Genomic DNA, 25,096 nt, shown 5'->3' with positions numbered 1-25,096 from the left:
AAACCCGCAGGCAAGCGCTCATTGATGCCCATGCTGCTGGTGTTTCTGTGTTCGCTGGCGCCGATCGTGGCCGCCTTCGTGGTGTACATGAACCCGCAGTGGTGGCCGGCGGATTCCAGCAATTACGGCACGCTGGTGTCGCCGCAGCGCCCGATGCCGGCGGCGGCCGAACTGAAGCTGACCACACTGGACGGCAAGCCTTTCGACCTGCAAAGCCTGAAGGGCAAGTGGCTGCTGGTGACGGCGGACGGCGCGGCTTGCCCGGAAAGCTGCGCCCGCAAGCTCTACATCACGCGCAACAGCCACGCCAGCCAGGGCAAGAACGTGGACCGCCTGGCGCGCGTCTGGTTCATCACCGATGACGCGCCAGTGCCGGACAAGGTGCTGGAAGCCTACAAGGGCACGGTCATGCTGCGCGCGGACCCCGATCAACTGGCGCGCTACCTGCTGGCGCGGGACACGGCCGCCGGCCAGCCCGGGTTGCCGGAGCCGATGTGGGTGATCGACCCGCTGGGCAATCTGATGATGCAGTACCCCGCCGAAGCCGACGGCGTCAAAGTGCGCAAAGACATCAGCAAGCTGGTCTATAACTCCAGGATTGGATGACGGGTTTCACGTGCCGCGGGATTCCCGCGGCGCGGCAGAGTAATGGTAGGGAAATGGAACGCATCAAAGCGCGGTATCGCAAGCTGGTTTTTTTCACTTGGTTTCTGACCCTGGACCTGATCATGTTCGGCGCCTTCGTGCGCCTGACGGACTCGGGCCTGGGCTGCCCCGACTGGCCCGGCTGCTACGGCAGCGTGACGCCGCTGGGCGCGCAGGGCGACATCCACCAGGCGTCGCAAGCGATGCCCTTCGGCCCCGTGACGATGTCCAAGGCCTGGATCGAGATGATCCACCGCTATGTCGGGACCATCCTGGGCATGCTCATCATCGGCATCGTCTATATGGCGTGGCGTTATCGGCGCGAACTGGGCCGTTCGCCCGCGTTGGCCGTCACGACGCTTGTCGCCGTGTGCGTGCAGGGCGCGTTCGGCGCCTGGACGGTGACCCACAAGCTGATGCCGGCCGTGGTGACGTCCCATCTGGTGTTCGGGCTGTCGGTGCTGGCGTTAATGACCTGGCTGTCTGCCCGTGAGCGTCCGCATCTGCCTATCGGCGCGGCGGCGGCCCGCTGGAAGCCGTGGGTAGCGGTGGGGTTTGGTCTGCTGCTGGTGCAGGTGACGTTGGGCGGTTGGGTCAGTACCAACTATGCCGCGCTGGCCTGCATGGATTTCCCCATGTGCCACGGGAAGTGGGTACCGGACATGGACTTCCACGGCGGCTATTCGGTGATCCGCGGCCTGGGCGAATTGCCCTCGGGCGAGATGATCTCGCAGCCCGCCCTGACGGCAATCCACTGGGTGCACCGCAATTTCGCCTTTGTCGTGTTCCTGTACCTGGGCACGCTGGCCTGGCGGCTGCGGGCCGAACCTGGGCTGCGCGGCCCCGCCACGCTGATGCTGGCGCTGCTGACCGCGCAGTTGTTCACCGGCCTCACCACCATCTTCTTCCAGTGGCCGCTGCTGATCGCCGTGCTGCACAATGGAGGAGCCGCGGGCCTGACCTTGGCCGCCGTGGTGCTGATGGTGCGTTTGTCCACAGCGGGAGGCGCGCCGGCGGCGGGCTATGGCCCCAATTCGGTGCGCGTTTAAAATAGGGTCCACTATGACCAGTCTTGCCGCTCCCCAATCCGGATTGTTTCGCCAATACTTCGTACTCACCAAGCCGCGCGTCACGCAGCTGGCCGTGTTTTGCGCAGTCATCGGCATGTTCCTTGCCGCGCCGGGCATCCCCGACATGCGCCGCGTGCTGTTCGGCACGATTGGCATCTGGCTGCTTGCCGCAGCCGCTTTCGCCATCAACTGCCTGATCGAACAGGAGGTCGACGCGCGTATGCTGCGCACGGCCCGCCGCGCCACGGCGCAAGGCACCATTTCGGCTTTCCAGGTGCTGAGCCTGTCTGGCCTGCTGGGCGGCGCAGGCATGTTCGTGCTGTACACGCTGGTCAACCCCCTGACCATGTGGCTGACCTTCGCCACGTTTGTGGGTTACGCCGTCATCTACACCGTCATTCTCAAGCCGCGCACGCCGCAGAACATCGTGATTGGCGGCTTGTCCGGCGCGATGCCCCCGGCGCTGGGCTGGGCCGCCGTGGCGGATTCGGTGCCTGCCGAAGCATGGGTGCTGGTGTTGATCATCTTCATCTGGACGCCGCCGCACTTCTGGGCGCTGGCGCTGTATCGCAACCACGATTACGCCAAGGCCGGCCTGCCGATGCTGCCCGTCACCCACGGCAACCAGTTCACGCGCCTGCATATCCTGCTGTACAGCGTGGCGCTGGTGGCCACGACCCTGTTGCCCTACGCCATCCGCATGAGCGGCGAACTCTATCTGCTGTCGGCGCTGGTGCTGGGCGGGATGTTCGTCTCGTATGCCTGGCGCCTGTACCGCGCTTATAGCGACGAGCTGGCGCGCCGCATGTTCCGTTTTTCCATTCTCTACCTGGCGCTGCTGTTCGGCGCCCTGCTGGTGGACCACTGGGTCGGCCTGCTGCGCTGACCCCCTGGAGGTTGTTGATGTCCGTGTTTTCCGCCAGCCGCCGGCTGGCCCTGCGCTTCGGCGCCGCTGCCGCCTTCACCGCCGCTCTTGCCGCTTGCGGCGAAAGCGCGCCCACGTTCAAAGGCAGCGACATCAGCGGCACCCAGCTGGGCCGCGGCATGGAACTGACCGACACCAACGGCAAGACGCGCCAGTTGTCCGACTTCGCCGGCAAGGTGGTGGTGGTGTTCTTCGGGTTCACGCAGTGCCCCGACGTGTGCCCCACGTCGTTGGCCGAGCTGACCGAAGTCATGAAGAAGCTGGGCCCGGACGCCGAGCGCGTGCAGGTGCTGCTAATCACCGTGGACCCCGAGCGCGACACGCAGGACGTGTTGAAGCAGTACGTCACGGCCTTCGATCCGCGCTTCCTGGGCCTGACCGGCACGCCGGACCAGGTCAAAAAGGCTGCCGCGTCGTTCAAGGCGTACTACGCCAAGGCGCCCACCAAGGACGGGAACTACACGATGGACCATACCGCCGCGTTCTATTTGCTGGATGGCAAGGGCGAATCCCGCGTGCTGGCCAACAACAACCTGGGCGTGGACGCCCTGACGCACGACATCAAGGCCCTGCTGAAAGGCTGATCAGGGATCGGTCGGGGCGCGCGCGCCCGAAGCAGCCCAGCCGGCCAGTGCCGCCTGGGCTTTTTCATTGAGCTCGGCCACCGGGATGTCGTGGCGGTGGGTGATGATCATCAGGGCGTAGGGCGTGGCCAGCGCCGCGGCTTCGGGGCACAGGCGCGATTCGTCGCCGACCGATGGCGACAAGTTGCGCCAATAGTTGATCGCCTGTTCGAGCTGGGGCAAGGAAATGGAATCCATGCGCCTATTGTCCACGAATGGGATGGCCTGTCCACCGGCCCGGCGGCTGCAAAGAAGCGTCACCATCGCAACATGCCGAAACGGCGCCCGGGTGCTATACCGATGCCGGTTAGTTACGATGGAGCTTCATCATGAATACCACCCGAATCGACACCCCGCGCCGCGGCCTGCACCCGCTGGTCGCCGCCGCGGCGATTGCCGTCATTGTCATGTGCGCGGTGGGCGTGGCCGCGGTGATGGGCTGGTTGCCCTCGCCGTCGGCCAATCCCCACGCGGAGGCGCCCGTGGTCAGCGCAGGCCCGGAAAGCGCCAACCTGGCACCCGCGCCGCAGGCTTCCGCCTCGCAAGCCTCCGAGCCGCCTGCGCCTGCACCGGCCCAAACCGGCCGTCCGGCCTCTGCCGCGGCGCCCCGTCCCGCCGCCTCGGCCCCGGCTCCGGCGCCGCAAGCCTGCAAGAGCTGCGGCGTGGTGGAGTCGGTGCGCCAGGTGCAAGTCCCCGCGAAGGACGATAGCAATCATCTGGTCGGCACCATCGGCGGCGGCGTCGTGGGCGGCGTTGTGGGTAATCAGTTTGGCGGAGGCAGCGGCAAGACGGCGCTGACCGTGCTGGGCGCCGTGGGCGGCGCTTTGGCAGGCCGTGAAGTTGAGCGTAATATCAGACAGCAACAAACGGTGACGCACTATGAGCTGACGGTCCGCATGGGCGACGGTAGTGCGCGCCAGTTCCGCAGCGCGCAGCCGTTCGCCTTTGCCTCGGGCGACCGGGTGCGCGTGGAGAATAATCAGCTGGTGCCGGGTTGACCGGCAGCCGGCGGAAACCATCCGCATTTGGGGAGACCTGTCATGAGCGACCACTTCACGAATCCGTTCGTCCTTCCTGGCATGGGACAGAATTCCGACCTGTCGGGCAATCCCCTCTTGGCCAGCATGGAAATGATGCGCCAGGCGTGGGCGGGCCTGACCGGACCCGGCGGTCTGGCCAGTAGCTTGCCGATGGCGCCTCCCATGAACCTTGAAGACCTGGACCGCCGCATCGCGGAACTGCGCTCGGTTGAAAACTGGTTGCGCATGAACCTGTCAATGCTGTCGTCCACCATCCAGGGCATGGAAGTGCAGCGCTCCACCATCAGCACGTTGCGCGCGTTTGTGGATAGCGCGGCCAATATGGACATGGGCGCGATGCGCGATAGCGGCGCGGCGTCTCCCCTTGAAGTGGTGCTGGGCCTGAAACCCGCGCCCAAGGCCGCGCCCAAGGCCGCGGCCAAGCCCGCGTCGAATCCGTCGTCGGCGCAAGGCCACGCGCAAGATGCGCCGGCCGGCAAGGACGCGGAGGCGGATGAGGCCGCGGACAAGGCCACGCCGGAGTCGGCCATGCAAGGCATGAGCGAACAAATGGGCGCCGCCGCGCAATCGGCGTCCAAGGCATGGTGGGATCTGCTGCAGCAGCAGTTCAACCAGATTGCGGCCGCCACCGCCGCGTCCATGCCGGGCACGCCCGCCGCGCCGGGCACGGACCCAGGCGCGGATGCGCGGGCCAAGCCCGGCGAATCCAAGGCCGCCGCGAAGACCGAAGCGAAAGCTTCCAAACCGGCGTCGCGCAAGCCTGCCGCCAAGACGGCCGGCAAATCGGCGACGAAGACCGCCAAGAAATCCGGGGCTGCCGACGGCAAGCCCTGACCCCCTTTCAATCGACAAGCGAGACGGCCGCAAGGCCGCTCGGCCGTCCCAACCTTTCATGGAACTTATGCTTAACGTAGTGATTCTTGCCGCCGGACTGGGCAAACGCATGCAGTCCGATCTTCCCAAAGTGCTGCACACGCTGGCCGGCAAACCGATGCTGGGCCACGTGCTGGATAGCGCGCGCCAACTGAAACCGGCGCGCATCATCGTCGTGGTGGGCCACGGCGCCGATCGTGTCAAACAGGCGTTCGACGGTCAGGCTGACTTGCACTTCGTGCTGCAGCAGCCGCAGCAAGGCACCGGCCACGCCGTGCAGCAAGCGGTGCCGCTGTTGCTGGAAGGCGACGGCAAGGACGACGTGACGCTGGTGCTGTACGGCGACGTGCCCCTGGTGCAGCCGGACACGCTGCAACGCCTGCTGACCGCGCGCGCCGCGGGCGCCGCCGTGCTGACGGAAGTCCTGGCGGATTCCACGGGTTACGGCCGCATCGTGCGCGACGCCCAGGGCAATGTGTGCCGCATCGTCGAGCACAAGGACGCCTCGGAAGCGGAACACGCCATCAAGGAAGTGAACACCGGCATTCTGACCGCCCCGACCGCCAAGCTGAAAGACTGGCTGTCCCGCATCGACAACAAGAACGCGCAGGGCGAGTACTACCTGACCGACGTGGTCGGCCTGGCCGTTGCCGATGGCGTGCCGGTGGGCGCGGCCCAACCTGGCGCGGGCTGGGAAACGCTGGGCGTGAACAGCCGCGTGCAACAGGCCGAACTGGAACGCCGCTGGCAGGGCGAGCAGGCCCGCCGCCAACTGGAAGCGGGCGTCACGCTGGCCGATCCGGCGCGCTTTGACGTGCGCGGCACGCTGACGTGCGGGCGCGACGTGTTCATCGACGTGGGTTGCGTGTTCGAAGGCAACGTGACGTTGGCCGATGGCGTGCGCGTGGGCCCGCACTGCGTCCTGCGCGACGTGACCGTCGGCGCCGGCACCCAGATCGAAGCCTTCAGTCACTTGCAGCAGGCCGAAGTGGGCCGGGATGCACGCGTGGGCCCGTATGCCCGCCTGCGCCCGGGCGCTGAACTGGGCGACCGCAGCCACGTCGGCAACTTCGTCGAGATCAAGAAAAGCGTGCTGGGCGCGGACAGCAAGGCCAATCACCTGGCCTACATCGGCGACGCCGACATCGGCCAGCGCGTGAACGTGGGCGCCGGCACGATCACCTGCAATTACGACGGTGTGAACAAGCACCGCACGGTCATCGAAGACGACGCTTTCATTGGCTCGGACACTCAGCTGGTGGCGCCCGTGCGCGTGGGCCGCGGCGCGACGCTCGGCGCAGGCACGACCTTGACCCGCGACGCGCCGGCCGACAAGCTGACCGTGTCGCGCGCTAAACAGCTTACGGTCGAGGGTTGGCAGCGTCCGGTCAAAAAGTCGTGATGGCGGAGAACGACTCCGCCCGGGACACACCGCCGGGCGGGGGCGCCAAGCCCGCGCCGCCCGACGGTTTGCCGGCCCCCCGCCGGTACTGGGCGGCAGCCACGGTGATGACGGGCATCAGCCTGTCGGTGCTGGACACCACGATCGCCAACGTGGCGCTGCCCACCATCGCCGTCGATCTCCACGCCTCGCCCGCCGAAGCCGTCTGGATCGTCAATGCCTACAATCTGGCGGTGGTGATGACGCTGCTGCCGTTGTCGGCGCTGGCCGAACGCATCGGCTTTCGCCGCATGTTCACCTTTGGCCTGATACTGTTCACCCTGGCCTCGTTGGGGTGCGCGCTGGCCGGCACGCTGTGGCAACTGACCGCGGCGCGGGTGTTCCAGGGCGTGGGCGCCGCCACCCTGATGTGCATGTTCGGCGGCCTGGTGCGCAACATCTATCCCCTGAAGATGCTGGGCCGGGGCATCAGCATCAACGCCACCACGGTGGCCGTGATGTCGGTGCTGGGTCCCACCATCGGGTCCGCCATTCTGTCGGTCGCGCCGTGGCCCTGGATCTTCGCGGTGAACCTGCCCATTTGCGTGCTGGCGATGTTCGGCCTGCGCCACCTGCCTGAAGTGCCGCGCAACGACGTGAAGCTGGACTGGGTCAGCGCCCTGCTCTGCATGGCGACGCTGGGCGTTTTCATTTCGGGCGTGGACATGATGGGTCAGGATCTGCTGCGGGGCATCGGCCTGGTGGCGATCGCGGCCGTGGCGGGCTGGGTGCTGGTGCGCCGCGTCAGCAAGCAGCCGGCGCCGCTGGTGCCGGTGGACCTGCTGCGTATCCGCCCGCTGGCGTTCGCCGTGGGTGCATCGGCCTGCACCTTCGCCGCGCAAATGGCGTCGTACGTGTCGCTGCCCTTCTATTTCCAGCAGGTGCTTGGCCGTCCGTACCTGGAGGTGGGCATGTTGATGGGCGCCTGGCCCGTGGGCACCGCCATCATCGCGCCGCTGGCGGGCCGGCTGTCCGATCGCTATTCCGCCGCCACCCTCAGCGGCGTGGGGGCGGCGACCATGGTGGCCGGCATGCTGTGGCTGGCGTTGCTGCCGTCGTCGGTATCCAATTGGTTCATCGTGGCGGGCATGTTCGTGGCCGGAGTGGGTTTCGGTTTCTTCCAGACGCCCAACAACCGCGCCATGCTGTCGGCGGCGCCCCGCTCGCGCAGCGGCGCCGCGGGCGGCCTGCAGGCGACTACCCGGGTGTTCGGCCAGAGTTTTGGCACGGCGTTGGTGGCCATTGCATTCAGCGTCAGCGTCGCGCATGGCCCGGGGCTGGCGCTGGTGCTGGGAACGGTTTGTGCCGCGCTGGCGGTGGTGGTCAACACCGTCCGGTTCAACAAACTGCGGGTCTAGCGCCGGTTAGTGTCGACGGGGCCTGGGGCGGGTCCGCCCTTGCGCCCTGGCCGCTTCTATAATGGCGGCCAGCGCCTGGTCCAGGGACCGGGCGCGCAAGATTCCCTATTTTGAAGGCGTGCAGGCATGAAAATCACGGTCGTGGGTACCGGTTACGTGGGGTTGGTGTCGGGAGCGTGCCTGGCCGACATGGGCAACGACGTCATGTGTCTGGACGTGGACGCGGCGAAGATCGCCCTGCTGCGCCAGGGCGGCATTCCCATCTACGAGCCCGGCCTGGAAGACCTGGTTCGCCGCAACGTGCAGGCGGGCCGCCTGCATTTCACGGACGACGTGGCGCAAAGCGTGGCCTTCGGCGACGTGCAGTTCATCGCCGTGGGTACGCCGCCCGGCGAAGACGGTTCCGCCGACCTGAAATACGTGCTGGCCGCCGCCCAGAACATCGCGCGTCACATGACGTCCCGCAAGCTGATCGTGGACAAGTCCACCGTGCCCGTCGGCACGGCCGACCGGGTGCGCGCGGTGGTGGACAAGGAACTCGCCGTGCGCGGCGTCCAGATCCCGTTCAGCGTGGCGTCCAACCCCGAATTCCTGAAGGAAGGGGCCGCCATCAACGACTTCATGAGCCCGGACCGCGTGATCGTCGGCGCCGACGACGACTACACGGTTGGCGTGATGCGCCGCATCTATGAACCGTTCCAGCGCACGCACGACCGCCTGATGGTGATGGACGTGCGCTCGGCCGAGCTGACCAAGTATGCCGCCAACGCCATGCTGGCCACGCGCATCTCGTTCATGAACGAAATGGCGAACCTGGCCGAAGCGCTGGGCGCCGACATCGAGCAGGTGCGCCGCGGCATCGGCGCGGACCCTCGCATTGGCTACCACTTCCTGTACCCCGGCGCGGGTTACGGCGGTTCCTGCTTCCCCAAGGACGTGCAGGCGCTGGTCAACACCGCCGCGGAAAACGCCTTGCCCATGCGGGTCATCGAAGCCGCCGAGGCCGCCAACCATGCGCAGAAGTTCCGCTTGTCGGAAAAGCTGGTGGCACGCTACGGCGAAGACCTGCGCGGCCGCAAGATCGCGCTGTGGGGCTTGTCGTTCAAGCCGAACACCGACGACATGCGCGAAGCGCCCAGCCTGACGGTCATTGCCGAACTGACGCGCCGCGGCGCCGAGGTGCGCGCTTATGATCCGGTGGCCATGCACGAGGCCGCGCGCATGCTGGTCGGCCAGCCCGGCATCACCTTCGCCACCGACATGTACGACGCACTGGACGGCGCGGACGCGCTGCTGATCGCGACCGAATGGAAGGTCTTCCGCGCGCCCGACTTCGACCGCGTGAAGGCCTTGCTGAAGACGCCGCTGATCATCGACGGTCGTAACCTCTACACGCCGGCCGACGTGCGCGGCCAGGGCTTCGAGTACTCCGGCATCGGGCGCGCATGAAAATCCTGCAACTGAACTTCGAAAAAGGCTGGCGCGGCGGCGAACGGCAGACGCTGTATTGCATGCGCGCCTTCCGCAAGGCGGGCCATGACGTCGAAGTGATGTGCCGTGAGGGCGCGCCGCTTGCCGAGCGCGCCCGCCAAGAGGGCTTTGTGGCCCACACCTGCCGCAACGTGCCGGGTCAATTGGCGTTCCTGGCTGGCGCCGGCCGCTACGACATCATCCACGCGCAGACCGCCAACACCATCACGTGGGCCGTGCTGACGAAATGGCTGCATCGCAGTCCGGTGGTGTTTTCGCGCCGCACGTCGTTCGTGGTCAAGCCGGGCGATGAGTGGAAGACGGGCTTCAAGTGGCGCCATGCCAACCTGTTCGTGGCCATCAGCGAGATGGCCGCAAGCGAACCGCGCCGGCTGGGCATCGAACCGGTCATCATCCGCAGCGCCGTCGAACCGCACGAGATCAACGCGGAAAACGTTGCCGCCCTGGTCCGTGAATTCGATCTGGCGGGCAAAAAGGTCATGGCGACGTCTGCCGCGCTGATCCGCGACAAAGACCCGGTGACCTTGGTGCGCGCCGTGGGCGAGCTGGCCAGGACGCGCCGCGACTTCGTCTTCCTGCATTTCGGTGCCGGCGGCGATCGCGAGCAGCAGGCCAAGGACGAAGCCAAGAAGCTGGGCATCGAAGACGTCTACCGCTTTGCGGGCTTTCGCAAAGGCGTCGAAGACTTCTACAGCATTCTCGACGTGTTCGTGATGAGCTCCGAAGAAGAAGCGCTAGGCAGCAGCGTGCTGGACGCTTTCCTGCAGCGCGTGCCGGTGGTGTCCACCGACGCGGGCGGCTTGAAGGAAAGCCTGGCCGACGGCCGCGGCGTGCTGGTGGCGGTGGGCGACCACCAGGCCATGGCGGCCGGTATGGCCCGTTGCCTGGACGACGCAGCGTTCCGTGACGATGTCACGCAGCGCGCCTACGCATACGTGAAGACGGAACACGACGTCCAGGAGATGGGCAACCGCTACCTGGCGCAATTCGAGCGCCTGCTGGGCCGGCGGTAGACGGGACGCCTGGCGTTACCCGCGCACGTCGATCCGCGTCTCGAACTTGGCGCGGTGCACCGAGAAGAACGTGCGCACGTTGCGCACATTCGCCTGGGCCGTGAACGCCCGGTGCACCAGCGCGTGATAGGCCGGCATGTCCTTGACCTGCGCGATCACCACGAAGTCCGGCCCTGGCGACACCCGATAGCACTGCAGCACGGCGGGCTCGACCAGCATGCTTTGCTCGAACGCATCCAGGCTTTCCGCCGCCTGCACGTCCAGCGTGATTTCCACGATCGCGGTCAGCGTGCTGCCCAGCTTGTCGGCAGCCAGGAGGGCGACCTGACGGTCGATGACGCCTTCGTCCAGCAGTCGCCGCACCCGCCGCAGGCATGTCGGGGGCGACGCATGCACCCGCGCGGCCAGATCCTGGTTGGTCAACGAGCTGTCTTCTTGTAACTGTTCAAGAATGCGCCGGTCCAGATCATCAAGTTCCGGTAGCAAAATCGGCACGTTTTGCATGATTAATTCAAAAATGTGGTTTGCAAGAAAGATAATTTAATCACAATTATGTAAGGGAATTAAATTCCACTTATTCGCACATAAAGAAATCATATTTCTTGGTGGGTCGCGCACAATGCGTCGGTACACGAACTTAGCGGAGTCTCTCCTATGTGCGGCATTGTTGGCGCCGTCGCCCAGCGCGACATCACCCCGATCCTCGTTGAAGGCCTGAAGCGGCTGGAATATCGCGGCTACGATTCCTGCGGCGTCGCCGTCTACGCGGACGGCCATCTGCGCCGCACGCGCAGCACGCAGCGCGTGGCCGAACTGGCCGAGCAGGTCGCCGAAGACAAGGTGCAAGGGTTCACCGGCATCGCCCACACCCGTTGGGCCACGCACGGGGTGCCGGCCACGCACAACGCCCATCCGCACTTTTCGCACCTGGGCAACGACGAACCGCGCATCGCGCTGGTCCACAACGGCATCATCGAGAACCACGACGAACTGCGCGCCGAGCTGCAGGCCGTGGGCTACATCTTTGAAAGCCAGACCGACACCGAAGTCATCGCGCATCTGGTGAATCACCTGTACGCCGGCGACCTGTTCGAAGCCGTGCAAAACGCCGTGCGCCGCCTGCATGGCGCCTACGCCATCGCCGTGTTCTGCCGTGACGAACCGCACCGCGTCGTTGGCGCGCGCCAAGGCTCGCCGCTGGTGGTGGGCGTGGGCCAGAATGAAAACTTCCTGGCTTCTGACGCGTTGGCCCTGGCGGGCACCACCGACCAGATCATCTACCTGGAAGACGGCGACGTCGTCGACCTGCAACTGTCGCGTGTCTGGATCGTGGACGCCGCGGGCAAGAACGTGGACCGCGAAGTGCACACCGTGCACGTGCACACGGGCGCCGCCGAACTCGGGCCTTACCGCCACTACATGCAGAAAGAAATCTTCGAGCAGCCGCGCGCCGTCGGAGATACCTTGCAAGACATCGAAGCCATCACGCCCGAGCTGTTCGGCGACGATGCCTTCAAGGTCTTCAAGGACATCGATTCGCTGTTGATCCTGGCTTGCGGCACCAGCTACTACGCGGGCCTGACCGCCAAGTACTGGATCGAGTCCATCGCCAAGATCCCGGTCGCCGTCGAAATCGCCAGCGAATACCGCTATCGCGACAGCGTGCCCAACCCGCGTTCGCTGGTGGTGACGATCTCGCAGTCCGGCGAAACCGCCGATACGCTGGCCGCGCTGAAGCATGCGCGTTCGCTCGGCATGGAAAACACGCTGACCATCTGCAACGTGTCCACCAGCGCGATGGTGCGCGAGTGCAAGCTGTCTTACATCACGCGCGCCGGCGTTGAAATCGGCGTGGCGTCGACCAAGGCGTTCACCACGCAGCTGACCGCGTTGTTCCTGCTGACGTTGACGCTGGCGCAAGCGCGCGGCCGCCTGAGCGACGAACAGGAAGCCGAGCACCTGAAGGCGCTGCGTCACCTGCCGGTGGCCATCGGTTCGGTGCTGGCACTGGAACCGCAGATCATGGCGTGGGCCGACCGCTTTGCGTCCAAGGAAAACGCCCTGTTCCTGGGCCGCGGCATGCACTACCCGATCGCGCTGGAAGGCGCGCTGAAGCTGAAGGAAATCAGCTACATCCACGCCGAAGCCTACCCGGCCGGCGAACTCAAGCACGGCCCGCTGGCGCTGGTGACGGAGCACATGCCCGTCGTGACCATCGCGCCCAAGGACGAGCTGCTGGAAAAGCTGAAGTCCAACATGCAGGAAGTGCGCGCGCGTGGCGGCGAACTCTATGTGTTCGCGGACGCCGACAGCAAGATCCAGAGCGCCGAAGGCATGCACGTGATCCGCATGCCGGAGAACTACGGCAAGCTGTCGCCGATCCTGCACACGATCCCGCTGCAACTGCTGTCGTACCACACGGCATGCGCGCGCGGCACGGACGTGGACAAGCCGCGGAATCTGGCGAAGAGCGTGACGGTGGAGTGAAGCGGCGAAATCGTAACTTGGCCGTATTCTCGGCCCACCCCGAATTGGTCAATCGACCAGGACACACTGGGGGAATGACACGCGCCCCTGCCAGCGCCGGCGATTGCGCGCCGGTCGGCAGGGGGCGGCCGTGGTGCTGCGATGCGGTCGCGGGCCGCGTCAGAAATCCATCGTTGCCGATAACGTGAAGGTCCGCGGCTGGCTGAGATACAGCCAATTGCTGGAACTGCCCGACCAGTAATTGCGGCCGAAGGCGTTGTTGATGCCGGCGCGCAGCACCAGAGGCCGATCCCATGCGCGGGTCGCGTAGCGCGCGCCGAAGTCCCAGCGTGTCCAGCCGGGAATGCTGCGCGTATTGGCCTGGTCCAGGTATTGCTCGCTGGTGGAGGTCATGCGCGCGGTCAGCGTCAGCCCGGGCAGGGCCGGCAGGTCGTATTCGCCGCCCAGGTTCAACTGCCAGCGCGACACGTTGGGCGCGCGCTTTCCATCGTAGACGCCGCCTTCCGTCTTGGTGAGCCGGGGGTCGATATAGGCCACGCCGCCCAACAGGCGCAGGCCGCGCGTCGCTTCACCGAAGACATTCAGTTCCACGCCGCGATTGCGTTGCTCCATGCCGACCCGGTAGGTCGAGGTGCCGTCGCCGTTGGCGATCGCCAGGCCGCTCGGTTTTTCGATCTGGAACAGGCTGACGGTGGCGCTGAAGCGGCCGAAGTCGTACTTCGCGCCGACTTCGCGTTGCTTGACCTTGATCGGCGCGAACATCTGGCCGGCGTTGGTCGTGCCCATCGGCGCGGTGTCGCCCTGGATCAGGCCCTCGATGTAGTTGCCGTAGATCGACAGGTCCGGCAACGGCTTGATCACGGCGGCCAAGGCCGGCGTGATGGCCTGCTTGTCGTAGGTGGCGCTGGCCACGCCGATGCCGGTGTCGGTGCCGACGTTCTTGACGCGCTGGTAACGGGCACCCAGCGTGATCGACACGCGGTCGTCGAGCCACGAGACCGTGTCCGAGAGCGCCACGGACGGCAAGCGCAGCGAATTGGTCTGGGGTGGATCGGACTTGAAACCCGCCGTCGACGGGCGCTCGACGGTCGTCGGATGGTAGATGTTGGTGCTGAATTGGCTGAAGCCGTAGTAGGCGTTCGTGTAGCCGGTATCGCTGGTCAGATAGGTGGCGTTCAGGTTGACCTGGTGCCTGAATGCGCCGGTGTCGAACGCGCCGCGCACACCGGCCTGGGCGACCCGGTTCTCGACCCAGTTGGGCCAGTAGTAGACGGTCGCCTGCGCATTGCCGGCGGCGTCCGTGATGAACAGATCGGTCGACAGGTAGCGAGACTGCGTCCGGCTGCCGCCGAATGCGCCGTACAGCGTCCAGTCGGGAGCAACGTCGTACTCGGCCTTGGCCAGCAGGTAATTGCTGCTCGACCGGGAGTATTCCCAGTCCTGGGCGATCTGGCGCCTGGCCTGCGGCGGCCGCGGGATCGGCACGCCGTCATCGACGCCAAACCCCGCCGCGCCCTGTGGCGCCTCGTTGTTCATGGTCTGGTGTCCTGCATCCAGCGAGGCCCGCAACGTGGCGCCGCGGTAGTCCAGGCCGATCACTGCCGCGCCGAATTCGACTGATTGGCCAGCGGTGGCGGTGGCGCCGTCGCGGTACAGACCGTTGAAGCGGATGCCCCATTGGTTGTCCTCGCCGAAGCGGCGGCCGACGTCCAGATGGCCGCCGACGTTGCCATCGGACAGGTAGGTGGTGGTCAGGCGCGTCAGGGGCTTGTCCTCCGCGTGCTTGGGAACCAGGTTGATGGCGCCGCCCACGGCGCCGCCTGCGCCCACGGCCATGCCGTTGAGCAATGCGTTGGGTCCCTTGAGGATCTCCACCCGATCCACCAGCTCGGCGGCGCCAGCGCGACTGGAGATGATGCCGGGCAGGCCGTCGAACAGGATCGAGTCCTGCACCGACAGGCCGCGGATCATGAAGATCTCGCCGCCCGCCGCCGTGTTCGTCAGTCCATAGGACACGGTGCGCACGGAAGGATCATTGGCCAGGACGTCGGCCACCGTGATGGCCTGCTGGTTTTCGATCAGTTCGGCGGTGTAGCTGGTGACGTTGAACGGCGTGTCCATCATGTCCCGGTTGCCGAGCAGCCCCAGGCGACCGCCGCGCGCCACTTGCCCGCCCGCGTAGGCGGCAGGCGGTTCACCGGATACGCCGGTGGCCGTGACGGTGACGGCGGGCAGTACGGGTGTCGCGCCTGTCGCCGGCGCTGGCACGACGCGCAAGGCATAGGTGCCGTTCGGCTGGCGCTCTGCTTCGAGGCCCTTGCCCGCCAGCAGCGCCGCAAGGCCGGCCTTCACGCCATAGTCGCCGCGCAACCCCGCGCTGGTCTTGCCGGCAGTCAGGTTGCCTGGCGCCGACAGCAGCACGCCCGCTTCTTCGGCAAAGCGGTTCAGCACCGCGTTCAGCGATCCAGCCGGGATGTCGTAGGATCGCACCGGCCCGGCCTTGGCCGGCTGGGCCCAGGCTTGCGCGGGCCACGCCAGCACGCCGAGCACAGGGCCGGCCATGCACAGGTGCAAGGCCAGCATGGCCGGGCGCAAGGCCGCTTCGGACGAGCCGGAGGACAGGCGGGGCTGCGCCAAGGGCGCAGGGCGGCGGGAGGTGCGGCGGCGGTACATGGGTGGCTATCCTCGATGGTGGGCGGCAATGAGGCGCCCCGCGGATGCAGTGACGGTCGCCGCGCGGCGGCGCGGCGGTCAATGGCAGGCGGGGGGACGGGCGAGGTGGCCGTGGGGCGGTCCCTTCACGTCGTCTGATCGACTCTTTGCTCCTAAACCGGATGAGCCTGGAAAAAGGGAACCGTGTGTTGAAAAAAAGGCCGCGGACTAGCGGGCGTCGACGGTGATCCACCACGGCAGCGGGCGGTGGATACGGATCGGCAGGGCCTGTGCCAGCATGGCCAGGGCGCGGTCGGTGTCATCGGTGGGATAGACCCCCATGACGCTCAGCTCGGCCACGTCCGGGGCGACGCTGATGTGGCCGCGGCGGTAGCGGTTGAGTTCGGCCAGCAAGTCGCCCAGCGGCATGTCGTCTGCGGGTAGGATGCCTTTGCTCCAGGCAGCGCGCATGGGGGCAGCGGTGGCCAGCGGCGTCAAGGCGCGGGCGTCGAACAGCGCAGCCTTTCCGGCATCGACGCGGCCTTGCTCGCCGGACTGCGTGCGTATTTCGACGGCGCCGTCGAACACGTCCAGTCGTGTCTGCCGTTCCTGCAACTGCACCGAGAAGCGGGTGCCCAGGGCTTGCACTCGACCGGCAGGCGTCTGTACGAAGAATGGCCTGCCGCGGCCGTCGCGGGCGGTTTCGATGAGGATTTCTCCCGCCAGCAGGACCAGGTGGCGCGCGACATCCTGGTAGTCGACCTGGAGCGCGGTGCTTGTGTTGAGCCACACGCGAGATCCATCCGCCAGCGCCAGTTCGCGTCGCTCCCCGATGCCGGTGGCGTGGTCCGCGCGCAGCGCCGCCACCACGGCTGGCAAGGGGGTGTAGCGCCAGCCCAGCCACATCGCCGAGCCCAGTCCGAGCAGGCCGGCGACGCTGTTGACGACGTGGCGGCGGCTGACGAAGGCGCGGCGGGCGGCGTTGACGCCCACGACCGCTACCGTGCCACCGGCGTTGCCCTGCCTCAGCGGGTCGAATCTGCGGCTGACCGCCTCGACGTGTTCCCAAGCCTTGGCGTGGGCGGCGGATTGGGCCAGCCAGGCGTTCCAGGCAGCGCGGTCCTGCTCGGTGACGCCAGCGTCGGCCAGCGTCGCGTACCACTCGGCTGCCTGCTTAATATGATTGACGGTCACGCCGCCCGCGCGCCCCACGGAGTCATCGGGCGGGCCTGCGGGCTGGGCTGGGGCGTCGCTGGCCAGCATGGTCAGGCGTTCAACCCGGCTTCGATCAGGGCGCACTGCAGCATGGCCTGGGCGATGTACTTCTTGACCATGCGTTCGGACACGCCGAGCGTGGCCGCGATATCGCGGTAGGGCGTGCCGTCGACCTGCGCCATGACGAACGCGGCGGCGGCTTTCTGCGACAGGCGGCCCAGCATGCGGCCGACGCCGAGCAGCGTTTCGATGATGATGGCCTGGTGTTCCTCCGAGGGCGTGACAGGCTCGGGCTGCGCGGCCAGCGCGTCGAGCCAGGCCCGTTCGACTTCGCGCCGGCGCCACAGGTCCACGCACAGCGCGTGGCCCACCGTGCGCAGGTAGGCGCGCGCTTCTCCCTCGCTGCCGAAACGGGGAAACACCGCCTTGCTCAGCAGGCGCAGGAATGTGTCGTGCGCCAGGTCGGCGGCATCGGCAGCGTTGCCCAGCCGATGCGACAGCCAGCTGCGCAGCCAGCGGTGGTGATCGCAATAGAGGGCCTCCACGCTGGGAGAGGTCAGGGAGTTGGAGACGCTCACGGGAGGGGGCGGCGCGGGTCGGGGCGACAAACCGCGCGGGCTAGAAAGCATAAATGAGAATTAATAATCGTAGCGTAAACCCCCGCGATTGCCCAGTGTCCGGCAAAAGGTTGGGGCGCGCCGCGCCTGCCCTCAAGGCTAATCGTCGCGCGTAGCGCCGCCTGGGCGTTTTACAGCTTCCGAATTGTAAAACGTAAATACAATCCCCGCATTGTATTTGTACTTTACAATCTATATTGAGTATTTCCATTTTACTCAATATAATTTGTAAATCGGCAAAACAACGTGAGGCCTGTATGCCCGATTTCACCGTCCGCACGGCGGAGCAGCTGCCAGCGCTGCTCCAGGGTTTTCGCAAACAGTCCGGCCTGACCCAAGCGGATACGGCTATGCGACTGGGCGTCAGCCAGCAGGCCTTGTCTAATCTCGAGCGCCATGCCGACAAGGTCAGCGCCGACCGCCTGCTGGAGCTTCTGAGCATCCTGGGCGTCGAGCTCGTGCTGCGCAAGACCAGCGAATCGCCGTCGCCCAAGGCGTCGGCAGGCCCCAGCTGGTGAGCCCATGGGCCGACGCTCACACACCCGCACCCTGAATCTCTGGATGAACGGCGAATTCGTCGGTACCTGGAGCGCGCAACCGCATGTCGGAGAAGTCCTGCAATATGCCGACGCCTGGGTGGCTTCCGAGCAGGGGCGCCCGCTGTCGCTGTCCCTCCCCTTCACCCCGGGCAATCGCCCGCACCGTGGCGAAGCCGTGCGCACCTACTTCGAAAACCTGCTGCCGGACAGCAAGGAAATTCGCGAGCGCGTCGCACGTCGGTACCAGGCCGGCTCGACCAACGCGTTCGCCCTGCTGGCTGAAGTTGGTCGGGACTGCGTCGGCGCGCTGCAGGTAGTGCCGGGCCCCGAGGCGCCGGACGGCGTTCAAGAGGTGAACGCGGTTCCGATGACCGACGCCGAGATCGCCCAGCTGCTTCGCAACACCCTGGCGCCAGGCCCTCTGGGCCGCAACGCTGCCGAGGATGAAGACTTCCGCATCTCCATTGCCGGAGCACAGGAAAAGTCGGCCATGCTCTGGTACGACGGGCGGTGGTGCCGGCCGCATGGCGCGACACCGACCACTCACATCTTCAAGCTGCCGCTGGGCCTGGTCGCAAACATGAAGTTCGACTGGAGCGACTCAGTCGAAAACGAGTGGCTGTGCTCCGAAGTCCTGCGCGCCTACCAAATGCCGGTGGCGCGCACCGAGCCCCTGATGTTTGAGGACATGAAGGTGCTGGCGGTCGAGCGCTTCGACCGAATGTGGTGGGAGAACGTAGAGGGCAAGCGCTGGCTCGTCCGGCTGCCGCAGGAAGACATGTGCCAGGCGACGGGAACCCCGCCGCATTTGAAGTACGAGTCCGACGGCGGGCCGGGTGTGTGCCAAATCATGAAGCTGTTGGCCACGTCGCGCGCTCCTGACCGCGACCGCCGCACGTTCTTCCAGGCCCAGGTCCTCTTCTGGATGCTGCGTGCCACGGATGGCCACGCGAAGAACTTCAGCATTTTCCTGCGCCAGGGCGGCACCTACGAACTCACCCCGCTGTACGACGTGCTTTCGGCTTACCCCGTCATCGGCAAGGGGGCGGATCAGCTGTCTCCGTACGACGCCAAGATGGCCATGGCCGTGCGCTCGGAAAACCCCCACCGGGTCATGCGCGACATCCTGCGTCGGCACTGGATTGCCGTGGGCACCGAGCATGGCGTAGTGAGTCACGACGGTAAGGGGGTGGAGCCTGTCATCGACGACCTGGTGGCGCGCACGCCCGGGGTCGTGAAGACCGTCCGCGCGCTACTGCCGGCTGGATTCCCCATGCACGTGGCCGACTGCATCCTCGACGGCCTGCAAGAGGCCGCCGACAAACTGGCACGTTAGCGCCAGAGGACCCGCGGCGCGCTTCAAAAGGCATCCCCATGCCGCACCGCCAGCGCCGCCGCCGCCGCGCGCGTTTCCACGCCCAGTTTGATGTAGATGTGTTCCAGATGCTTGTTCACCGTTCGTGACGCCATGCCCAGAATCTCGGCGATATCCCGATTGGTTTTCCCCTTGGCCAACCAGCGCAGCACATCGGCCTCACGCGGCGTCAGACCGTAGGCCGGCGCCAGCGGCGCCTGCTCCTGCAACAGCAGCAACGTCTCGCCGCTACGCCGTGATGCCGACAGACTCAAGGTCAAACGCCCGCGCGCACTGACGATTACCAAGGGTTCAGCCGCCGGTCCGGCCGCCAGATTGACTGCCACCCAATCCGCCAAGGGCACCGGCAGGTCTGCCGCATCCTCCGTGCAACCAAAATACGCTGCCAGCCAGATCCGCGCTTTGCCCGTCTTCCAGATCGGCAGTCCGCGCGCATCCAGCGCCACTACGGCTCGTGCCGCCGCATCGATCGCATCAAAGGCCGCCGACAGGCTGCGCGCATTGCGCAAATGCGTTCGCAGCCTGGCCACTACCACATCCGGGTCCAGCGGCTTGGTCACATAATCCACGCCGCCCACTCGAAACCCCTTCAACACGTGCTCGGGCTCGGTCAGGCCCGTCATGAACACCACGGGAACATCTCCCGCCGCCGGATGCGCTTTCAGGCGCGCGCAGGTCTCGAACCCATCCATCCCAGGCATCACCGCATCCAGCAGCACGATATCCGGCACCACGAAATCCACCCGTTCTATCGCCGACTGGCCATCGGTTGCCACCAGCACCTGATAGCCCGCTGCATCCAATGCGGTGGAGAGCATTTTCAGATTGTCCGGCGCATCATCGACCAGCATGACGAGGTTCTTATCGGGCGTGGGCATGGTGACGCTGTACATGATGTTTGAGCACTTGATTGAATTCACTCAGTTGAAACTCGCCCGCCAGCGCCCGCAGATGCATCGTCAGTTCGCGTGCTTCGGCCCGGCGGCCCTGTATTTCTTCCAGCTTGGCCTGTATGCCCTTGATGTAGCCCATGGCGCCCAGTTCCAGCAGCGCCTCGGCATCCTCGCGCTCCAGTGCCACCCGATGCAGATCCCCCGCCGGCAGCGCCGTTTCCACCTGCGCCACCTGCCAGTCCAGCTTGAGCAAACTGCCGAGTTGATTCAGCAAATCATCAACCATCACGGGCTTGGCAATGAACGCGTCATGCCCGCTTTGCGCCGGGTCTTTCGGATCCAGCCCCAGGATATTGGCGGACAGCATCACGATGGGCACGGCCACGCCTTCATCACGCAGGCACCGCAGGACTTCCCATCCCGTCATGACCGGCATGGACACGTCCATCAATATCAGGGCCGGCCGCAGCGTATGCACGCAGGCCAGGCAAGCGGCGCCATGCGGCGCTTCGTGTATCTCAAAGCCCAGCGGCTCCAGCAGGTCGCGCACCAGGCGCCGCTGTGAAGGCTGGTCATCCACCGTCAGGATCCGCAGCCGCTCGCCGCGATAGCCCACCACCAGCCCCGACGGTCGGGCATCGCGGCGCGGCGAGCGCACCTCCGGCAAAAACAGCTTGAGCGTGAACACACTGCCGCGGCCGACGGCGCTGCGCACCGTCAACTCGCCGCCCATGATGCCGGTCAGCATTTGGCAGATGGTCAGGCCCAGGCCCGTGCCGGAATCGGCCTGCTCGACCGCCGCCCAGCTGCGTTCAAAGGGCAGAAAGATGCGTTCCAGATCTTCGGCCGGTATGCCTCGGCCGCTATCCTCTACTTCGAACAACACCATATCCGCCGCCGACTTCACGCGCATCGACACATGTCCTTCCGACGTGAACTTCAGCGCATTGCTCAGCAGGTTGATCAGAATCTGCCGCAGCCGCTTTTCGTCGATATGCACGATGGACGGCAGTTCCGCCGCTTCATAGCGAAAGATCAGCCCTCTGAGCGTGCTCTGCGGCCGGAACATTTGCACGATCTGCTCCAGAAACGCCGGCAAGCGCAGTTCGCTGTTCTCCAACCTTAGCCTGCCCGCCTCGATGCGCGCGATGTCCAGCAAACCATCGATCAGGCCGATCAAGTGCTTGCCACTGCGATGAATCACATCGATGGCCTCACGCCGCGCCGGTGGCAGGCCCGGGTCGCGCTGCAGAATCTGCGCGTAACCCAGAATGCTGTTCAAGGGCGCGCGCAACTCATGGCTCATGCCGCCCATGAAGCGGCTCTTGGCCAGGTTGGCGCTTTCGGCCGCTTCCTTGGCTTGTTGCAACTGCGCGTCGGTCTGCTTGTGCGCCTCGATTTCGCGCAGCAGCAAATGGGTCTGACGATCCGATTCCTCTTGCGCCACGCGTCGGCTTTCGTGCGCCAGCACCAGCCACCAGGCCACCACGCCGCCGATCAGCAACAAGGCGGCATACAACTTCAAGAAGGTTGGCCGCAAACCCGTGGGGGCCAGGCCGGCCCGCATGTGACTGGCGTATTCCTGGTAGTAGATCAAGCCCAGAATACCGGCTAGCAGCGAGCCCATTCCCGCCACGATCAAGAGGTAGTGGCCCAGGCGGCTATGCAGCAGCGGTGTGACCCGCGCCGGCAACAGCCAGCCCAAGACCGCCTGCACCTGATCCTTCAAACGTCCCTGCTGTTTGCAGCGATCCTGGCAGCGGGCATCCAGCGTGCAGCACAAGGAACAGATGGCACCGTTATAGGCCGGGCAATGCGCCATGTCAGGCTGTTCGAAACGGTTGGCGCAGATCACGCAGACATGGTCCGAACCCGCGACATCGACCGGCGTCCGCGCCAGGTTGTAGCGCCCGCGCGTGCGCCAGGCGATGACAGGCGCGCAGACAAAAGCCGCCAGCAAGGCTACAAAGGGAGACAACGCCTGCGCCAGCGCGCCCGCCGTGCCCGGAAACACGCCGGCAAAGGCCAGCAGGCCCAGCGTCATGGCGATCAGCATGCTGCCCACGCCGACCGGGTTGATGTCATACAGATAGGCGCGACGAAACTCGATCCGTTTCGGAGACAGACCCAGAGGCTTGTTGATCACCAGATCTGCCACCAGCGCCCCGATCCAGGCCAGCGCAACGTGCGAGAACACCGCCAGCACATGCTCCAACGCGCCGAACACGCCCATCTCCATCAGGACCACGGCGATCAGCACGTTGAACACCAGCCACACCACCCGGCCCGGATGGCTGTGCGTGATGCGGGCAAAGAAGTTGGACCAGGCCAGCGAGCCGGCATAAGCATTGGTCACATTGATCTTGACCTGCGAGACCACCACAAAGGCCGTTACCAGCGCTAGTGCCAGGCCGGGATCGCTGATCACATAGGTATAGGCTGCCAGATACATATGGGTGGGGTCCCCCGCTTTGTCGGCGGGCGCTCCCAGGGACAGGGCCAGCCAGGCCAGAAAGGCGCCGCCCAGGATCTTGGCCGCGCCCGGCAAAATCCAGCCCGGACCCGCGCAGATAAGGGCGAGCCACCAGCGTCTGCGGTTGGCCGCCGTGCGTTCGGGCAGAAAGCGTAGAAAGTCGACCTGTTCGCCGATCTGCGTCACCAGCGAGGCGGCCACCGCTACCGCCGAGCCGAACATCAGCAGATTGAAATTGCCGCCCCGGCCGTCATAGCCCGGAAACCGCAGAAACTCCTGCAAGGTCCCGGGATCCCGGAAGGCGATGAAGGCATAGGGCAAGAGCAGCAGCACCAGCCATATCGGCTGCGTCCATGCCTGCAACCGGCTGATGAAGGTAATGCCGTAAGCCACCATGGGCAGGATGACCACGGCGCACAAGAGATAGCCGATGGACAGCGGCAAGCCGGTGGCCAGCTCGATGGCCAGCGCCATGATGGCCGCCTCAAGCGCAAAAAAGATGAAGGTAAAGGAGGCGTAGATCAGCGACGTAATGGTCGAGCCGATATAGCCAAAGCCGGCCCCTCGCGTCAGCAGGTCCATGTCCAGGCCGTGGCGCGCCGCGTAATAGGCAATCGGCAAGCCGGTCAGGAAGGTGACCAGGGCCACGGCGATGATGGCCCAGAAGGCGTTGATAAAGCCATAGTTCAGCGCCAGCGCGCCGCCAATGGCTTCCAGCGCCAGGAAAGACACGGCGCCCAGGGCGGTATTGGCGACGCGGAACTCCGACCATTTGCGAAACGACACCGGCGTGAAACGCAGCGCATAGTCTTCCAGCGTCTCATTGGCGACCCAGGTGTTGTAGTCGCGGCGGATCTTGACGATGCGTTGAGGCGCGCTGGCAGACAAATCAGGCTCCGAGGAGTTGGGGATACGTCATTGAACGTAGATGCCGTTGTAACGCCCGGGGGCAGGCCTGCCTCTACGTCAATCAACGTATGTTGCGCTGCGTCATAGGCTCCTAGTATGCCCTCACCCTCCGGGCTGCGGCATGTGCCGCGCATGCTCGGTTTCCCTGGTCGTGATCCATTGAGGAGTCATCGATGTCTGGCAAAACCCCTTTTGATACTGCCCCGGAATCGCCCTCGCGCCGGCGCCTGGCCCTGGCTTTTGCCTCCCTTCCGCTGTTGGGCATACCGGCGCTGTCGCGCGCGGCTGCCCCGGCCACCTCGGCCATCAACACCACCGGCCTTGCCATTACCGACACCGAAGTCACGGTGGGCCAGTTGCACTCGGCGACCGGCACCATGGCCATCAGCGAAACAGGGTCGATTCAATCCGAGCGCCTGGCCATCGAGCAGATCAATGCCATGGGCGGCATTCTGGGCCGCAAGATCAAGATCATCCAGGAAGACGGCGCTTCCGACTGGCCGACTTTTGCTGAAAAGGCCCGCAAGCTGCTGGTCAGCGACAAGGTCGCCACCGTGTTCGGCTGCTGGACCTCGGCCTCGCGCAAGGCGGTCTTGCCGGTGTTCGAGAAAGAAAACGGCCTGCTCTACTACCCGACCTTTTATGAAGGCCTGGAGCAATCCAAGAACGTCTTCTATACCGGCCAGGAGGCCACGCAGCAGATTCTGTCCAGCCTGGACTGGCTGTCGCGCGAGAAGAAAGCGCGCTCGTTCTACCTGATCGGCTCTGACTACATCTGGCCGCGCACATCAAACAAGATTGCCCGCAAGCATATCGAGAACGTGCTCAAGGGCGAAGTGGTCGGCGAGGAATACTACCCGCTGGGCCACACGCAATTCGGCTCGCTGATCAACAAGATCAAACTGAAAAAGCCCGATGTTGTGTTCGCCGTGGTGGTGGGCGGCAGCAATGTGTCTTTCTACAAACAGCTTAAGGCGGCTGGCGTCACCAGCGGCAAGCAAAAGCTCTTGACCATTTCGGTGACCGAAGACGAATTGCTGGGAATCGGCGGGGAAAACGCCGAGGGTTTCTGGTCGTGCATGAAGTACTTCCAGAGCCTGGACAACGCCAACAACAAGAAATTCGTCGAAGCCTTCAAGGCCAAGTACGGCGCCAACGCCGTGATCGGCGATGTGACCCAGGCGGCCTATCTGGGCCCCTGGCTGTGGAAGATGGCGGTGGAAAAGGCCGGCAGCTTCGATGTCGACAAAGTGGTCGCCGCCTCGGCCGGCCTGGAATTCAAGGAAGCGCCCGAAGGCTACGTCAAGATCGACCCCAACCACCACCTGTGGAGCAAGACCCGCATCGGCCAGATTCGCAAGGACGGCCAGGTTGACGTGATCTTCGAAACCCCGGAACTGATCAAGCCCGATCCCTTCCCCAAGGGCTATCAGTAATCACCTCGATCCGGGCGCCGC

Annotated in this window: 21 protein-coding genes; 14 read left to right on the top strand and 7 right to left on the bottom strand. The window is 65.5% G+C overall.

Translation table 11 applies throughout. From position 1 onward, the window contains the following. Positions 1-24 precede the first annotated feature (24 nt). From ACE039_RS13065 to ACE039_RS13050, 4 genes are read left to right on the top strand one after another with little or no spacing between them, the layout of a single operon-like run. Complete coding sequence (locus ACE039_RS13065; RefSeq protein WP_169274121.1) at positions 25-606, top strand: thioredoxin domain-containing protein; 582 nt, start codon at positions 25-27, stop codon at positions 604-606. 53 nt (positions 607-659) lie between these two features. Beyond that, positions 660-1,694 carry a COX15/CtaA family protein gene (locus ACE039_RS13060; RefSeq protein ID WP_448710016.1) on the top strand — a complete coding sequence of 345 codons (1,035 nt, stop codon included), beginning with the start codon at positions 660-662 and terminating at the stop codon, positions 1,692-1,694. A gap of 13 nt (positions 1,695-1,707) precedes the next feature. Further along, positions 1,708-2,601, top strand: coding sequence for a heme o synthase (cyoE, locus tag ACE039_RS13055; RefSeq protein WP_105559023.1), 894 nt, complete (start codon positions 1,708-1,710; stop codon positions 2,599-2,601). Positions 2,602-2,618: 17 nt separating this feature from the next. Next, positions 2,619-3,224, top strand: a complete 606-nt coding sequence (locus ACE039_RS13050) for an SCO family protein (RefSeq protein ID WP_105559022.1) — start codon at positions 2,619-2,621, stop codon at positions 3,222-3,224. On the opposite strand, the gene ACE039_RS13045 is transcribed toward ACE039_RS13050, so the two are convergent. Beyond that, the gene (locus tag ACE039_RS13045) at positions 3,225-3,461 is read right to left on the bottom strand and encodes a DUF3717 domain-containing protein (protein ID WP_105559041.1); all 237 of its coding nucleotides are present in this window, start codon (positions 3,459-3,461) and stop codon (positions 3,225-3,227) included. Between the two features lie 131 nt (positions 3,462-3,592). On the opposite strand from ACE039_RS13045, the gene ACE039_RS13040 reads away from it, so the two are divergent. From ACE039_RS13040 to ACE039_RS13015, 6 genes are all read left to right on the top strand, one after another. Beyond that, entirely contained in the window at positions 3,593-4,261 is a 669-nt protein-coding gene (locus tag ACE039_RS13040) for a glycine zipper 2TM domain-containing protein (RefSeq protein ID WP_485822565.1), read from the top strand. A gap of 42 nt (positions 4,262-4,303) precedes the next feature. Next, positions 4,304-5,137, top strand: coding sequence for a PhaM family polyhydroxyalkanoate granule multifunctional regulatory protein (locus ACE039_RS13035; RefSeq protein ID WP_485822564.1), 834 nt, complete (start codon positions 4,304-4,306; stop codon positions 5,135-5,137). A gap of 67 nt (positions 5,138-5,204) precedes the next feature. After that, complete coding sequence (glmU, locus tag ACE039_RS13030; protein ID WP_332007715.1) at positions 5,205-6,578, top strand: bifunctional UDP-N-acetylglucosamine diphosphorylase/glucosamine-1-phosphate N-acetyltransferase GlmU; 1,374 nt, start codon at positions 5,205-5,207, stop codon at positions 6,576-6,578. Further along, the gene (locus ACE039_RS13025) at positions 6,578-7,975 is read left to right on the top strand and encodes an MFS transporter (protein WP_448710020.1); all 1,398 of its coding nucleotides are present in this window, start codon (positions 6,578-6,580) and stop codon (positions 7,973-7,975) included. The genes glmU and ACE039_RS13025 overlap by 1 nt, the downstream gene beginning before the upstream one ends. Before the next feature lie 126 nt (positions 7,976-8,101). Next, positions 8,102-9,424 carry a UDP-glucose dehydrogenase family protein gene (locus ACE039_RS13020; RefSeq protein ID WP_310033789.1) on the top strand — a complete coding sequence of 441 codons (1,323 nt, stop codon included), beginning with the start codon at positions 8,102-8,104 and terminating at the stop codon, positions 9,422-9,424. Next, on the top strand, positions 9,421-10,479 hold the full coding sequence (locus tag ACE039_RS13015; protein ID WP_485822563.1) for a glycosyltransferase family 4 protein: 1,059 nt from the start codon (positions 9,421-9,423) through the stop codon (positions 10,477-10,479). The genes ACE039_RS13020 and ACE039_RS13015 overlap by 4 nt, the downstream gene beginning before the upstream one ends. 15 nt (positions 10,480-10,494) lie before the next feature. On the opposite strand, the gene ACE039_RS13010 is transcribed toward ACE039_RS13015, so the two are convergent. Continuing rightward, positions 10,495-10,983: an Lrp/AsnC family transcriptional regulator gene (locus tag ACE039_RS13010; protein WP_105559015.1), complete on the bottom strand. Its 489-nt coding sequence runs from the start codon at positions 10,981-10,983 to the stop codon at positions 10,495-10,497. Between the two features lie 150 nt (positions 10,984-11,133). On the opposite strand from ACE039_RS13010, the gene glmS reads away from it, so the two are divergent. Beyond that, positions 11,134-12,966 carry a glutamine--fructose-6-phosphate transaminase (isomerizing) gene (gene glmS / locus ACE039_RS13005; protein ID WP_448711766.1) on the top strand — a complete coding sequence of 611 codons (1,833 nt, stop codon included), beginning with the start codon at positions 11,134-11,136 and terminating at the stop codon, positions 12,964-12,966. Between the two features lie 159 nt (positions 12,967-13,125). Here glmS and ACE039_RS13000 read toward each other — a convergent pair whose 3' ends face one another. The 3 genes from ACE039_RS13000 to ACE039_RS12990 all read right to left on the bottom strand — a co-directional run bounded on the left by ACE039_RS13000 (position 13,126) and on the right by ACE039_RS12990 (position 17,411). Next, positions 13,126-15,639: a TonB-dependent siderophore receptor gene (locus ACE039_RS13000; protein WP_485822562.1), complete on the bottom strand. Its 2,514-nt coding sequence runs from the start codon at positions 15,637-15,639 to the stop codon at positions 13,126-13,128. Positions 15,640-15,846: 207 nt separating this feature from the next. Then, positions 15,847-16,917 carry a FecR domain-containing protein gene (locus tag ACE039_RS12995; RefSeq protein WP_485822561.1) on the bottom strand — a complete coding sequence of 357 codons (1,071 nt, stop codon included), beginning with the start codon at positions 16,915-16,917 and terminating at the stop codon, positions 15,847-15,849. Beyond that, positions 16,884-17,411: a sigma-70 family RNA polymerase sigma factor gene (locus ACE039_RS12990; protein WP_485822560.1), complete on the bottom strand. Its 528-nt coding sequence runs from the start codon at positions 17,409-17,411 to the stop codon at positions 16,884-16,886. The genes ACE039_RS12995 and ACE039_RS12990 overlap by 34 nt, the downstream gene beginning before the upstream one ends. A gap of 296 nt (positions 17,412-17,707) precedes the next feature. Between ACE039_RS12990 and ACE039_RS12985 the strand changes: the two genes are divergently transcribed. Both ACE039_RS12985 and ACE039_RS12980 read left to right on the top strand, forming a co-directional pair. Next, positions 17,708-17,968 carry a helix-turn-helix domain-containing protein gene (locus ACE039_RS12985; RefSeq protein WP_105559013.1) on the top strand — a complete coding sequence of 87 codons (261 nt, stop codon included), beginning with the start codon at positions 17,708-17,710 and terminating at the stop codon, positions 17,966-17,968. 4 nt (positions 17,969-17,972) lie between these two features. Beyond that, positions 17,973-19,325 (top strand): type II toxin-antitoxin system HipA family toxin, encoded by a 1,353-nt coding sequence (locus ACE039_RS12980; RefSeq protein WP_485822559.1) that lies wholly within the window; start codon positions 17,973-17,975, stop codon positions 19,323-19,325. 23 nt (positions 19,326-19,348) lie between these two features. Here ACE039_RS12980 and ACE039_RS12975 read toward each other — a convergent pair whose 3' ends face one another. Together ACE039_RS12975 and ACE039_RS12970 are read right to left on the bottom strand one after the other, a co-directional pair. Further along, complete coding sequence (locus ACE039_RS12975; RefSeq protein WP_485822558.1) at positions 19,349-20,215, bottom strand: response regulator; 867 nt, start codon at positions 20,213-20,215, stop codon at positions 19,349-19,351. Positions 20,216-20,225: 10 nt separating this feature from the next. Beyond that, positions 20,226-23,618 (bottom strand): hybrid sensor histidine kinase/response regulator, encoded by a 3,393-nt coding sequence (locus ACE039_RS12970; RefSeq protein WP_485822557.1) that lies wholly within the window; start codon positions 23,616-23,618, stop codon positions 20,226-20,228. A 194-nt stretch (positions 23,619-23,812) separates the two neighbouring features. Between ACE039_RS12970 and urtA the strand changes: the two genes are divergently transcribed. Next, positions 23,813-25,075, top strand: a complete 1,263-nt coding sequence (gene urtA / locus ACE039_RS12965) for an urea ABC transporter substrate-binding protein (RefSeq protein ID WP_448711778.1) — start codon at positions 23,813-23,815, stop codon at positions 25,073-25,075. The last annotated feature ends 21 nt before the right edge of the window (positions 25,076-25,096 follow it).

It is taken from the genome of Achromobacter maghribensis (assembly GCF_057334215.1).
Note: the sequence above shows the minus strand (reverse complement) of the source record. Positions and strands in the feature narration are given on the sequence as shown.

Excerpts from the sequence above, each read along its gene's own strand:
- ACE039_RS13015 (WP_485822563.1), top strand. The coding sequence starts at position 9,421 with ATGAAAATCCTGCAACTGAACTTCGAAAAAGGCTGGCGCGGCGGCGAA.
- ACE039_RS13040 (WP_485822565.1), top strand. The coding sequence starts at position 3,593 with ATGAATACCACCCGAATCGACACCCCGCGCCGCGGCCTGCACCCGCTG.
- ACE039_RS12980 (WP_485822559.1), top strand. The coding sequence starts at position 17,973 with ATGGGCCGACGCTCACACACCCGCACCCTGAATCTCTGGATGAACGGC.
- ACE039_RS13065 (WP_169274121.1), top strand. The coding sequence starts at position 25 with ATGCCCATGCTGCTGGTGTTTCTGTGTTCGCTGGCGCCGATCGTGGCC.
- ACE039_RS13050 (WP_105559022.1), top strand. The coding sequence starts at position 2,619 with ATGTCCGTGTTTTCCGCCAGCCGCCGGCTGGCCCTGCGCTTCGGCGCC.
- ACE039_RS13035 (WP_485822564.1), top strand. The coding sequence starts at position 4,304 with ATGAGCGACCACTTCACGAATCCGTTCGTCCTTCCTGGCATGGGACAG.
- ACE039_RS13000 (WP_485822562.1), bottom strand. The coding sequence starts at position 15,639 with ATGTACCGCCGCCGCACCTCCCGCCGCCCTGCGCCCTTGGCGCAGCCC.
- cyoE (WP_105559023.1), top strand. The coding sequence starts at position 1,708 with ATGACCAGTCTTGCCGCTCCCCAATCCGGATTGTTTCGCCAATACTTC.
- urtA (WP_448711778.1), top strand. The coding sequence starts at position 23,813 with ATGTCTGGCAAAACCCCTTTTGATACTGCCCCGGAATCGCCCTCGCGC.
- ACE039_RS12985 (WP_105559013.1), top strand. The coding sequence starts at position 17,708 with ATGCCCGATTTCACCGTCCGCACGGCGGAGCAGCTGCCAGCGCTGCTC.
- glmS (WP_448711766.1), top strand. The coding sequence starts at position 11,134 with ATGTGCGGCATTGTTGGCGCCGTCGCCCAGCGCGACATCACCCCGATC.
- ACE039_RS13020 (WP_310033789.1), top strand. The coding sequence starts at position 8,102 with ATGAAAATCACGGTCGTGGGTACCGGTTACGTGGGGTTGGTGTCGGGA.
- ACE039_RS13010 (WP_105559015.1), bottom strand. The coding sequence starts at position 10,983 with ATGCAAAACGTGCCGATTTTGCTACCGGAACTTGATGATCTGGACCGG.
- ACE039_RS13045 (WP_105559041.1), bottom strand. The coding sequence starts at position 3,461 with ATGGATTCCATTTCCTTGCCCCAGCTCGAACAGGCGATCAACTATTGG.
- ACE039_RS12975 (WP_485822558.1), bottom strand. The coding sequence starts at position 20,215 with ATGCTGGTCGATGATGCGCCGGACAATCTGAAAATGCTCTCCACCGCA.
- ACE039_RS13025 (WP_448710020.1), top strand. The coding sequence starts at position 6,578 with ATGGCGGAGAACGACTCCGCCCGGGACACACCGCCGGGCGGGGGCGCC.
- ACE039_RS13060 (WP_448710016.1), top strand. The coding sequence starts at position 660 with ATGGAACGCATCAAAGCGCGGTATCGCAAGCTGGTTTTTTTCACTTGG.
- glmU (WP_332007715.1), top strand. The coding sequence starts at position 5,205 with ATGCTTAACGTAGTGATTCTTGCCGCCGGACTGGGCAAACGCATGCAG.